Below are 12482 nucleotides of genomic sequence, written 5' to 3'. Positions count from 1 at the left end.
TTTTTTTTTTTCAAGCAGAAGACGGCATACGAGATCATGCCTAGTCTCTGGGCTCGGAGATGTGTATAAGAGACAGGAACTGGTTGAACACCTGGGAGACGGGTTAAAACATTTCTATGATGCCGCATTAAAATTCACGGGATTCGGATTATTCTTAGCAGGACTTTTCTTCGCTATCCGGAAACGGAACAATCTGCTTTTAGGAATCCTGGGACTCGGCTTTGCGGCTTTCCTGGTCATTGCATTGAAAGCCGGATTCACTTTCACACACCACTCCTATTACATCATTCCTTTCGTTCCCATCATGGCACTGACGGCCGGGTACGGTGTTGCCGGATTCAATAAGAAAGTGGTACAAATCATCCTTCTGACAGTAATTGTCCTTGAAGGCACATTAAACCAGCTTCACGATTTCCGGTTAAAAGAACATGAACTGGCTTTTGTAAATCTGGAAGCCTACATGGATAGTTTCTCCAAGCGCTCGGACCTGATAGCCGTAAACACCGGTGATAATCCGACTGCCATTTATTTCGCACACCGAAAAGGCTGGGTGGCAAGTAATGACGAACTGTTAAACCCGAATTTCCGAAAAGGTATTCAACAAAAAGGATGTAAATACATTGTTGTTTTAAAGCGCTATTTGGGAGGTGAGCTTTACTTGCCACTTAAAGTTGTTATGAATACGGAAGACTGGACGGTTTACAAACTTTGATTCCATCTAAAATCCTTACTTTTGCAACACTTTTCCATAAATCAATGAAGAAAATAATCACCTTTTTACTAATCCTTCTGCATTCAGCAGCATTCGGACAAGTTGTAGTTCCGAAAACAAAATCAAAACCTGTCAGGACAAAACCTGTAAGAGTTTCTTCAAGCGATACCAACCGGGTTTACATTATCAGGCATGCACCGCAGAACATGCGCGTGGTTCAATTCGGGATGGAATTGGGCACCGTGTTTATTGCTGATTCTGCCCACCGTTCTTACCTTCCCAAAAAACAGGTAATTCATTACGGAATCAATCTGCGGATAGGCGATATTTACAAAAACCGCGTGTACGGAATTTTGGGAGTTGAATGCTATGCTCAGAAAAGTAAACCGGTAATAGGATCAGGTAACAGCGTGGGCGCAACCTATAAAAAGAACGTATTTAACCTCATGGGATATATGGGCTGTCAGGTCCCGTTCCACCTTTCTGAATTGACATCCATTAATCTTTCAAGTGCTCTCATGTATGGTTTTTCCAGAACCCCCAACCCGAAAGACGAAGTCAATTATTTCGGTGTCCGGCTTAGTGCAAGTATAGAGCGCAGATTCGGGACTTTACCAATAATCGGAGTATTCGGAATTGACTACGATAACAATTTCATTGTGCGGGATGACCGTTCACCTGCGTCCAGAAACCCAAATCTCCTAAAAATCTACTTTGGGATACGTATTTGATACTTTCTGTTTTCGAATCGAGTTGTAATAAGCTTTTTACATGTAATTTAGCTGCCGAATGGCAAAAAGAAAACAGACCCGCAAAAAAGCGGCACCCAAACGCAGATCCGCCTCCAAAAAGAACCGCAAAAGCAGATTCATTTTCTGGATTGCAATCCCTGCAGGTGTATTGGCTTTCTTTTTCTTCTGGTACAAAACAGAAGGAATGGTGCAGACTTCGACCCATTTTCATGAGATCATTCCTCCGGGATACAAATCCGTTGGACTGGATGTTTCGCATCACCAGGGGGAAATTGACTGGGATTTACTCCTCAGTGAAAAGGGATTTGATACCATTATCGACTTTGTTTACTGCAAAGTAACTGAGGGATCCGATCACCTCGACACCCAATGGGAGAGAAATCGTGAGTACTTAAACAAACACGGGATATCAAACGGTGCCTATCATTATTTCAATCCGAAATCAGCACCGAGACCCCAGGCCGCGCATTTCCTTTCGGTATACAAAATTCGAAGTATTGACCTGCCGCCGGTAATTGATGTGGAAGACGAAGGTTTTTCAGACGAAGATCTGAGAGCAAAAGTATTGATCTGGTGTGAAGAAGTCAAAAAAGCAACCGGTATCAAACCGATCATCTATACTTCATTGAGTTTCTATGAAACCAAATTCCGTGGAAAAATGGAAGGTTATAATTTTTGGATTGCTGCTTACAGCCGTGAACCTCAATACATGACTGATCGGGAAGTTTTACACTGGCAGTTCTCGGAATCGGGGAGATTACCAGGAATAAAAGGAATGGTAGATTTAAATGTGAGCAAACAAGACCTTTTTTAATTACGAATTCCGAATGCCTAATTCCGAATTTAAGGATCATAACTAAAAAACCGAATACATTAAAGCAAACTTTCTTTAGGAAATTTATTTCCCAGACTTAAATCAAACAAAATTCGTAATTCGTAATTCGTAATTCGTAATTCGTAATTCGTAATTCGTAATTCGTAATTAATTATTCCAGTATTGCCCCTCTCCCCCTTTCATCTGATGGTAAGAGCGTGTCAGGTAAGCCAATAGAATGCGCATCGCATCAAAAGCTTCTTCTGTTTCCTGGCTGATCTCTTTCTTCTGTAGTTTCAACAGCAGTTTCATATAAAGTGCATGGAAACAAACTTCCAAATGATTCATTCCTTTCAAATTGGAATGCTCTATGAAATCTTCGATATAGGGAAGTGCCGTGGAGTAAAGTGTCCGGTATTTTTCATCGTTTACAACCGTCAGCAATGAATTATGCAGGTAAGATAATTCCACCAAAACATCCTGTAATTCCAACCGGTGACCGGATTCGGTGATTCGTTCGGATTTCATATCCCGGATCAATCCGGAATACCATGCTCTGTAACGTTCCAGGTATGCGCGGTCCGGTAGATTCGGCTCCACAACTTCCTTAATGATACGGTCAAGATCAAACTGGTATGCACGGATCAGATCTTCAATCTGGTACATGTACAGGATATACTCGGCAATATTCTCGTTGAGCTTTTGTTGCGCTATCAGCATAATTTACTTGCCAAGGTCTTTATCCATCATTTCCTGTTCGTGATTCAGGAAGTCAATGAATGATTGAGTAACGTTCATTTTATCATTAATGAAGTTGATCTGTCCGCCCTGACCGTGGATCAATAACACATCAATTCCATATTTCTCGCAGTATTTTTTACCTGCAACTTCTATCTTTTTGGAAAGTACGGTCAAAGCTTCATTGGTTTCTTTTTCCAATGCAGCTCCTCTTGTCTGCTGCTGGTTCATTAACTGCTCACGCATACGCATGATCTCATTCTCCAGGTTTTGCATATCAGCACCGGTCATGGTACCTTCACGCATGTATTTTTCGTAATTCTGCGCTTTTTGCTCCAACGCACGCTGTTTAGCCATCATTTCATTTTGGAAAGCCTCCCCTTTTTTCGTGATACGTGCATCTTCGTTTTTATAATAGGTGAACCCATTTTTCAAACTATCCGAATAGTAAAACGCAATTTTTAATCCTTTCGAATTAACTACCGGAACTTCAGGTGCTTTTTCTTCCTTTGTTTTCGGTTCTTCTTTTTTATCTGAACAAGCAAAAGTTGTTAATCCAAGAATTAATCCTGCAGTAATGATATGTCCTAATTTCATGCTTCTTTATTTTTAAATGCTTCTTCCCAATCGGTTCTCATTGAAAGGAAGCGATCAAGTGAGTTACGTAATAATTGATCTGTTATCATACGTTTCAGTTCTTCCAGTCCGTTTACATCCGTTTCTGCGATCTTGAATGTTTGTTCGAATTGTCCCAATTCAATTTTTACAAGATACTTCGCATTGTACAAGAAAATCTGGATCTTGTAACGCGGATGTGGAATGTCGGCTATTACACGCATAATCCAACAAAAATAGTTGATAATTGAAAATTAACAATTGAAAAGTAAGATTATCTTCACTCTTTTCAATTTTTCTCCAAAAAATGAAGGTTCAAGAGGTTAAAAAAGTGGAACAAGTTCAAAATTGTTTAAAGTCAAATTTGAACATTTGAACAATTCGATTATGAATCTCGAAATTCGACTTTTTAGTCCCAATAAAACAGAAGAAAATACTTAAGCAACTACCAGGTCATTGTCTGTATATTCGCGGAAATCAAACGGAACGTGAACCATGAAAGCATAATCCTGGCCTACTTCGTACATATCTTCATCAGATTGCCTGTAGTACCATTCAACCTTTGCTTTTTTACCGGAATCAACCAATTCGTTCAATTTGTAAAGCAAGAATAAAATACGTTTGGAGGAAGTAATGTTGAAATACTCCAAATCGATTCTTACCAGCGTCTCGTTATTCGGATTCGCCATGTAATTATCAAACCACAATAAAACTGCACCCCAAAAAGCTTCGGGATCATCCGGAATTGAACGACCTCTGATTTCCATGATTCCTGTCTCAGGATTCAAATTCACTAAGGGGGTTTGAGCAGTTGCCTGAATTAATAATGTATCCATTTCTCACTTTCGCTTCTGCAAGTTGTGAATTATTTTCCAAACCACAAGGTACTTTTCTACGAAAGATTTAATATTTTCGACTAAACACCTCTGTATCAACTCCCAGAAAGGTTAACAAATCCTTAATATTCGCGAGTTTGATGATAGCTCACCAAATCAACAATAGGACTTGCAAGCCGCTTAGAAACACGAATACCCTGATTTTCAAATACGTGAATAAAAACTGTTTCCTGCTCGAAACCATAAGTCCCTATAAATGAGATCTGTTTCAATTCCGGAATCTGTAGACAATATTCTTTAACGAATAATGCCGCGTTTTGTTCATGCAGGAACCGAAAATCAAGATCAGCAGTTTTTCCACCCAACCCTGAAATCCATTGCTGGGCATCAGATGCAGCCAGTTTTGAGAGAATAAATTCCCGCGACTGGAATAATTCGATCCATTCGGCTTTCCATTCTTCGGTTCTCAACAAGTGGCGTATGAGCAATTTCCCAAAATAGAAGCCGCTTCCTTCATCTCCTACCAGTGAACCGTACCCTCCTATTCTCCTGGTAATATCGGTTCCGTCGTATTGTACCAAAATAGAACCCGTTCCCAGGATGGCAACCCATCCGGCTTCATTACCGCACAAAGCCCTGCATGCAGCCAAAGTATCCGGGTAAATAGTTACTTCTGAAAAACCCAGCTGCTCCAGGCGACCACGCATACTTGCCTGAACCGTTTCACCCGAACAACCGGCCCCATAAAAATGAAGCGGTACGTTCATTCCTTCAAATTGAGATTTCAGGCCCGACCAGGAAAAACCGTCTGAAAGCGCGTACTTCGGATGTAAACTATCCGTTTGGATAAACACTACTTCGTCTGTTGTAAGCACGATTCCCCAGTTTGTAGATGAACCTCCCGAATCAGCAATAATGTATTTGGCATTCATAAACCAAAAATACCTTTTTTAGGGTATTGTTGTCAGAAAGCCCTGCAAGTAACTTTGCAAACAATTAAAAACTAAAATAGATTATGAAGCATTTAAGCCATCTTTTAGCAATTAGCATATTGGTAACTCCTATTGTATCCTGTAAGAAAAAAGGATGTACAAATCCAACTGCAGCCAATTACAATTCCAAGGCCAAAAAAGATGACGGAAGCTGTACCTATAATCCTGCTGCCCCGGGATATTCAGTTCCTACAACATATACATTTACAAATTCCAATGGCCAATCAACGGTTAATTATGCAGGACAAACGGACCGTATTAACCACTTGATAGCTATGGTTACATATGCAGACCAAGGTACTTCCCAGGCAATATCAGCGCAGGTATTAAAGGATATGTTCGCAAATACTAACGGGAATGGAAACGGTAATTTTTCATTTACCTCCAGCAGAAATCTAAAAGATAAGTGCTTCAACCTGGATACCGCTTTAATCAGCAGTTATTTCCAATCCATCCAGTTGGCCAGTAATTCTTATATGAATACAGCTTCTAACGGCCAGGCAGGAACTCTATCCTCCGGGTCATCCACTTATTTGTTCGGAGCCAATGGTTTTGAGTATTCTGAGCTGATCGAAAAATCAATTATGGGAGCGGTTTTCAAGTACCAGGCATTAAATGTTTACCTCGGAACTACCAATATGAATGCAGATAATTCCACTCCTGTTGCCGGTGAAACTTATACCGCTATGGAACATTACTGGGATGAAGCTTTCGGGTATTTCTCAGTGCCTGTTGATTTCCCTACTACTCCGTCTATCCTGTTTTGGGGGAAATACTGTAATTCACAGAATACTGCTCTAAATTCCAACCAGGTCATGATGAGCAACTTTCTGAAAGGCCGTGCAGCTATTTCCAATAATGTATTGGCAGACCGGGATGCATCGATCACAGCAATTAAAGGAATGTGGGAAAAAATTGCAGCATACCAGGCCATGAAATATTTAGATCAGGCAGTAGCATACTATGGAACTGACCAGGCTAAATTCCTTCATGTATTGTCTGAAGCTTACGGATTCATTTACACATTACGCTTCGCACCTATTGATACACGTGTGATGTCTGCTTCAGAAGTTGACAACTTACTGGCACAATTCAACGGAAACTTATGGTCGTTAAACGTATCGGATATCAACGCTATCAAAGCAACTCTTGATTCGAACTATTAAAATTTGAACTATGAAACTGGCTAAACAGGGAGTTTATTTAAGTCTCATTCTTATACTAGGTGCAGCTGCCTGTAAAAAGAAAAAAGACGAAGATACAGAATTTGACAAAGGGCCTATTATGGTCAATATGGCTGATAATTATATCATTCCGGGCTATTCCGACCTGAAAACAAAAATCAGTACGCTTGAAACTTCCTGGAATGATTTCCTTGCAGATAAAACGCCTGCAAAACTGGATTTAGCCAAACAAGCATGGATCGATGCAAACATTTCTTTCCAGCGTGTGAAAGCATTTGATTTCGGGCCGGCAATGAGTGCAAACATCGTTTTTACATTCGGGACTTTCCCTTGTGATACAACTCAGATCAACAACAATATTCAGAATGGCGGATATGATCTGAGTGCTTCGAATAACCTGGATGCAAGCGGTTTGGATGCTCTTGACTATTTATTCTACCACTCCGGAGCTTTAACTCAATTCCAAAACTCCGCTAATGCCTGTACGTACGTTTCAGAGATTATTGCTAAAATGAAAACCGAAATTACGGCAGTCGTTGCCGGATGGTCGGGCTATAGAAGCACTTTTGTAAACGGAACTAGTAACGAATCCACCAGTCCGTTCGCATTATTGGTAAACAATTTCTGCAAGGATTTCGAATTATGCAAAACAACCAAGATCGGATTCCCGATTGGAAATCATACGCTTGGAATTCAGCAGCCGAACTACCTGGAAGCACGCCGTTCAGGGATTGGAAGAATGCTGCTGATCGAGAATATCCGCGCTTCACGCTGTATTTACTATGGATTGAGCTTAACCGGAAACAACAACGGAACTGGCTTTGATGATTATTTAAATGCACTTGACAAGGGTACTCTTTCCGCTACCATTGCATCCCGTTTTGATTACATGTACTCAACCCCGCAATCCTGGACAGAAACACTGGAGCAGCTAATGACCTCTTCCCCGGGCACATTGGAAGACTTTTACGCTTATCAGCAAGGATCTGTAATCTATATGAAAACAGATATGGCTTCCGCTTTTGGTGTCTTGATTACTTATCAGGATACGGATGGCGATTAATAAACGATGGTCCGAGATCCTTTTCAGGGAAGTTTCCATTACTCCCCTGATTGCTTTCCGGATCATTATCGGATCTTTGTTTTTATTCAGTACACTGCGTTTCGTTTCCAACGGATGGGTGAAGCAATTGTACATTGATCCCCCGTTCCATTTCTCCTACCTGGGATTCGATTGGGTGCACACTTTGCCGGGAAACTGGATGTACCTTCCTTTCGTTTTGATGGTACTGGCCAGTCTGGGAATCATTTTCGGTGCGTTTTACCGGGTTTCAGCGAGCTTATTTTTCCTGGCATTCACTTATGTGGAATTGCTGGATAAAAGCTACTACCTCAATCATTATTACTTCGTAAGTCTGGTTGCATTTATCCTGATATGGCTTCCTGCACATGCTAACTTCAGTATCGATGCAAAAAGGAATCCTGCTATTCAGCGGAGCACCATTCCCAACTGGCCGATTTTTTTACTGCGATTCCAACTAGGAATTGTTTATTGCTTCGCCGGAATTGCCAAGATCAATACTGACTGGCTGCTGGAAGCACAACCACTTCGTTTGTGGCTGCAGGCATTCCGGGACCTTCCTTTGGTTGGTGATTTACTGGCAACATCCTGGGTAGCGTTTGTTTTTTCCTGGTTCTCGTGTTTTTATGACCTAACCATTCCTTTTTTTCTTTCCGGTAATAAAACACGCAACATCGCTTACTTTTTCGTTATTGTCTTTCACATTTTAACCTGGCTTCTGTTCCCAATCGGTGTTTTTCCATGGGTCATGATCCTCAGTACCCTGATCTTCTTCCCGGCAGGTTTCCATGATCGCTGGCTCAATGCATTGAAAAAGACATTCCAGTGGACAGACAAAACTTCTGCTTCTTCCATTCGGACCTCACGGATTGTCACAGGCTTCATTTCTTTTTTCGTAGTAGTGCAATTGTTTCTCCCGTTCCGTTACCTGCTTTACCCGGAAAACCTGTTCTGGCACGAAGAAGGTTTCCGTTTTTCCTGGAGAGTGATGCTGATGGAGAAAAAAGGGTATGCGACTTTTTATGTGGAGGACCGAAATACCCGAAAATCAATTGAAATTACCAATGCCGACTATTTAAGCCCGCAACAGATTGATCAAATGTCACGGCAACCGGATATGATCCTTCAGTTTGCGCACTTCCTGGGGAAAAAGTACCGGGACACCACGCTTCATTTCGGCAGCAAAAGCGTACATTTGTCGCGCCCAAAAGTTACTGCAGATGTTTACGTCACCCTAAACGGCAGACCTAATCAGCATTTTGTAAGCCGGGAAACAGATTTGATGCAAGAAGAATACAATTTGAAACACCGAAAATGGATTTTACCTCTCAAAAACTAAGCCTTTCGTTTCTGTTTTCTGTTCTTGTTTCCCTTTCGTGGTCGCAAAACTTCGAAGGAACAATTATCGATCAGACCAAAAGCCCGCAATTCGGGATTTTCGTGCAATGCGGTGAAAAAAAGACTATGACGGATGAGCAGGGAAAATTCCAAATACCTTGCGATAAAGGCCCTTTGATTATATACGGAAATGACATCGACACACTGATTTACGTTCTGAACGGAATTGTTGCTCCGAAAACGGTCATACAAGTGCAAACTTCTACAGCAGTTGAAGAAGTTGAGGTCAGAAGCAAACGCCTTCATTATTTCGACATCGGTTTCATTCCCCCCATTAAGGGAGTTCAGATCGCAACCGGAACAAATACATTGATTGAAACGGAACGCCAGGGAGGAGCAAAATCAAGTGCCAACCCAAGAGAATTATTTGCAAAAGTTCCGGGATTGAATATCTGGGAAAGTGACGGTGCAGGAATCCAAATGGGTGTCGGAGGAAGAGGATTAAGTCCGAACCGGGCAGCCAACTTCAATACACGCCAAAACGGATACGATATTTCCGCTGATGCACTCGGGTATCCCGAAAGTTACTACACACCGCCTTTGGAAGCGCTTCAGGCCATTGAGATCATCCGCGGTTCGGCAAGTTTACAATACGGAACGCAGTTTGGCGGATTAATGAATTTCATTATTAAAGATCCTGTTCAGAGCAGTCCGTTCCAGTTTACCTCGCGCAATACAATCGGGAACTATGGTTATTTCGGGACATTTAACCGTATTTCAGGTACTACCCGTCGTTTTGAATACCAGGGATACTACCAGTTAAAAACCGGGAACGGCTACCGGCCAAATTCGGACTTCAACCAGCAGCAGGGGTTTGTTCAGCTGGGTTACCGCATCAATGAGAAAAACCAAATTCGTTTGGAATATACACGTATGAGCTACCTGGCAAAACAGCCGGGAGGTTTAACAGACAAACAGTTCGAAGAAGATCCGAAACAAAGCGTCCGTGACCGGAACTGGTTCAAAGTAGACTGGAACATTCTTGCCCTTCATTATGATTCGAGACTCTCCCAAAAAACACACCTGAACATTCGTGCATTCGGCATGCTGTCCGACCGCTATTCATTGGGATATCTTGGAAAGATCAGTACGGCTGATCCGGGTGGAAAACGCGATCTGATTGCCGGAGAATTTAAGAATACAGGGGCTGAAGCACGGATTTTACATCGGTATAAAATTACCGGGAAACAAAAACATGAAAGTGCTTTTTTGGTTGGGGCACGTTATTACCGCGGACAAACCACCAATCTCCAGGGATTGGCAACAAGTGGTGACAGAGGCAGTAAAGAAGATTTCAAATTCGACAATCCGGACAATATTGAAAACTCGGATTTCAGCTTCCCATCAGAGAATTTTGCAGCATTTACGGATAATATCTGGTTTCTGGGAAACCGCTGGACCATTAACGCCGGTATACGCTTTGAATACATCAAAAGTTCCGCAAACGGATATTACAATCAATATGCGATCCACCCGCTCACACAAGACACGTTAAATGTTTCCAGGATCGAAAGTTCCAACACCATCAGCAGGGCCATTCCTCTAGGCGGGGCCGGAGTATCTTTTAAGACCGGAAAATACTCGAATGCTTATCTGAACTTTTGCCAGAACTACCGCGCAGTCAATTTCTCTGACATTCGAGTTGCCAACCCGAATATCGTTGTTGATTCCTTAATCAAGGATGAATACGGGAACACCACGGAACTAGGCTGGCGCGGATTTATCGGCAAGTACTTCTATACCGACATGGCAGTGTTTGCTCTATTCTACGGCGACAAGATCGGGCTTGCGCCTCAGCCCAACACAACCAAGAAAATCCGTACCAACATTGGTAACGCCTTAAATACCGGCGTGGAATGTTTTATGGAATTTGACTTTATAAAAGCATTTGCAGACAGTTCAAAAATCGGTTCATCCATTTTTGTAAACTTCTCTTATATCCATGCCACTTACATTTCATCCAGGGAGCAAAGTTATGTTGGAAAACAGGTAGAATACGTGAGTCCGATTATGCTGAAAAGCGGTTTAAAAGTGCGTGCAAAAAACTGGCAGGTACAAATCCAGGGATCTTACAATTCTGCTCAATTCAGCGATGCCACAAATTCCAAATTAGGAAGCGGAGATGCTGTTATCGGTGAAATACCGGCTTATTTCGTTATGGACTTAAGCGCCCGGTATACTTTCAAAAAATACTTTCAATTAGAGGCTGGTGTCAACAATTTATTGAATGCGTCTTATTACACAAGGAGAGCAACTGCTTATCCGGGACCGGGAATTCTTCCCTCGGACGGCATTACATTTTATGGTACATTGCAATTTACTATTGAAGTAAAGCGATGAACCCAGCGGAGAAATACAAAATTCTTGAGCAAATTGATGCCAATAAGAAACGAAAATTTGCGCATATCTTTCTAACCGAAAATAAAATTTCGGGAGTTAAGTCCATCCTTAAAACGGTTCAAAAAACGGAAACCAACCAGGTTGTTCAGGACCGCTTGCGCAAGGAAGCTGAGTTTTCCTTTATTGTAGATGGTCTGCCCGAGACACTCGATTTTTTCGAAAGTGACTCTGAGATCTTTTTGTTCAAGTCTTTTCAAACGGGAATAACACTTGCCGATTACCTGGACCAATTCCGTTCTAAAGAGAAACCGCTAAAGTTATTCGAGGTATTGGAAAAAATGGAACCCATTCTTGAGCATCTTCATCAAAACAAGATCTACCATTTGGACATCAAACCCGGAAACATCATTGTAGACTCTTCGAAAGAAATCCGGGTATCGCTCATTGATTTTGGACTTGCTTTAAACAGGAATGAAACTGAAACACGAAAAACGCTTTTTCCCCTGGGATTTGCCGCCCCTGAGTTACTCATGAATCAACTGGACCTGGTAGATGAACGAACAGATTACTTTTCAATGGGTATTACCTGCTGGACCTGTTTACAGGGAAGAATGCCCTTAATCGATCCGAATCCGAGCATTACAACCAATCTCCAGCTCACTTACCCTTTACCGAACCTGGATTCAAAATACAAGGTATTTAGTGACACACTTCAAAAAATGGCAGCCAAATACCAATTCACAGTCCCACCCAATAAATTAAATGCTTCGGAATTAAAGGCCGCTCTGCTCAAAGGAATGGACAGGCGCTATAGCTCTTATTCCGCATTTATTGCTGATTTTGAAAACAAACTTAGCGGAAAGAAAAAAACGTGGTGGCCCTTTTGACTTCGACTCCGCTCAGTTACCAACACATATTAAATTAATTACAACCAAAAAAGGTTGCCGAATTAATTCGACAACCTTGTAATCTGGTATTTCAATTTTTCAAAAGCTGACTGAGCGGAGTCGAAGTCAAGCT

Annotated in this window: 12 protein-coding genes; 7 read left to right on the top strand and 5 right to left on the bottom strand. The window is 41.7% G+C overall.

Annotation, left to right across the window (positions count from 1 at the left end; all coding sequences use genetic code 11):
* Positions 1-756: 756 nt before the first annotated feature.
* Together QZT69_RS09250 and QZT69_RS09245 are read left to right on the top strand one after the other, a co-directional pair.
* On the top strand, positions 757-1443 hold the full coding sequence (locus tag QZT69_RS09250) for a hypothetical protein (RefSeq protein WP_294673357.1): 687 nt from the start codon (positions 757-759) through the stop codon (positions 1441-1443).
* Positions 1444-1501: 58 nt separating this feature from the next.
* Positions 1502-2278 carry a GH25 family lysozyme gene (locus QZT69_RS09245; protein ID WP_294673356.1) on the top strand — a complete coding sequence of 259 codons (777 nt, stop codon included), beginning with the start codon at positions 1502-1504 and terminating at the stop codon, positions 2276-2278.
* 168 nt (positions 2279-2446) lie between these two features.
* Here the strand turns inward: QZT69_RS09245 and QZT69_RS09240 are convergent, their stop codons facing one another.
* From QZT69_RS09240 to QZT69_RS09220, 5 genes are all read right to left on the bottom strand, one after another.
* Entirely contained in the window at positions 2447-2998 is a 552-nt protein-coding gene (locus QZT69_RS09240) for a DUF4924 family protein (protein WP_294673354.1), read from the bottom strand.
* A gap of 3 nt (positions 2999-3001) precedes the next feature.
* On the bottom strand, positions 3002-3613 hold the full coding sequence (locus tag QZT69_RS09235; protein ID WP_294673352.1) for an OmpH family outer membrane protein: 612 nt from the start codon (positions 3611-3613) through the stop codon (positions 3002-3004).
* A complete protein-coding gene (locus QZT69_RS09230) occupies positions 3610-3855 on the bottom strand; it encodes a hypothetical protein (RefSeq protein WP_294673350.1) in 246 nt (81 codons plus the stop codon). Before QZT69_RS09230 ends, QZT69_RS09235 begins: the two co-directional genes overlap by 4 nt.
* Before the next feature lie 213 nt (positions 3856-4068).
* Positions 4069-4467: a DUF1987 domain-containing protein gene (locus tag QZT69_RS09225; protein WP_294673348.1), complete on the bottom strand. Its 399-nt coding sequence runs from the start codon at positions 4465-4467 to the stop codon at positions 4069-4071.
* A gap of 122 nt (positions 4468-4589) precedes the next feature.
* The gene (locus QZT69_RS09220; RefSeq protein ID WP_294673346.1) at positions 4590-5399 is read right to left on the bottom strand and encodes a hypothetical protein; all 810 of its coding nucleotides are present in this window, start codon (positions 5397-5399) and stop codon (positions 4590-4592) included.
* A gap of 83 nt (positions 5400-5482) precedes the next feature.
* On the opposite strand from QZT69_RS09220, the gene QZT69_RS09215 reads away from it, so the two are divergent.
* The 5 genes from QZT69_RS09215 to QZT69_RS09195 are packed head-to-tail and all read left to right on the top strand — an operon-like array spanning position 5483 to position 12349.
* A complete protein-coding gene (locus QZT69_RS09215; RefSeq protein WP_294673344.1) occupies positions 5483-6625 on the top strand; it encodes a DUF4856 domain-containing protein in 1143 nt (380 codons plus the stop codon).
* Positions 6626-6635: 10 nt separating this feature from the next.
* Positions 6636-7706, top strand: coding sequence for an imelysin family protein (locus QZT69_RS09210; protein WP_294673342.1), 1071 nt, complete (start codon positions 6636-6638; stop codon positions 7704-7706).
* Entirely contained in the window at positions 7696-9063 is a 1368-nt protein-coding gene (locus QZT69_RS09205) for an HTTM domain-containing protein (protein ID WP_294673340.1), read from the top strand. The genes QZT69_RS09210 and QZT69_RS09205 overlap by 11 nt, the downstream gene beginning before the upstream one ends.
* Positions 9039-11462, top strand: coding sequence for a TonB-dependent receptor (locus QZT69_RS09200; RefSeq protein WP_294673338.1), 2424 nt, complete (start codon positions 9039-9041; stop codon positions 11460-11462). The genes QZT69_RS09205 and QZT69_RS09200 overlap by 25 nt, the downstream gene beginning before the upstream one ends.
* Positions 11459-12349, top strand: coding sequence for a protein kinase (locus QZT69_RS09195; protein WP_294673336.1), 891 nt, complete (start codon positions 11459-11461; stop codon positions 12347-12349). The genes QZT69_RS09200 and QZT69_RS09195 overlap by 4 nt, the downstream gene beginning before the upstream one ends.
* Positions 12350-12482: the final 133 nt, after the last annotated feature.

Source organism: uncultured Fluviicola sp., from assembly GCF_902168135.1.
GTDB lineage: Bacteria > Bacteroidota > Bacteroidia > Flavobacteriales_D > Crocinitomicaceae > Fluviicola.
Note: the sequence above shows the minus strand (reverse complement) of the source record. Positions and strands in the feature narration are given on the sequence as shown.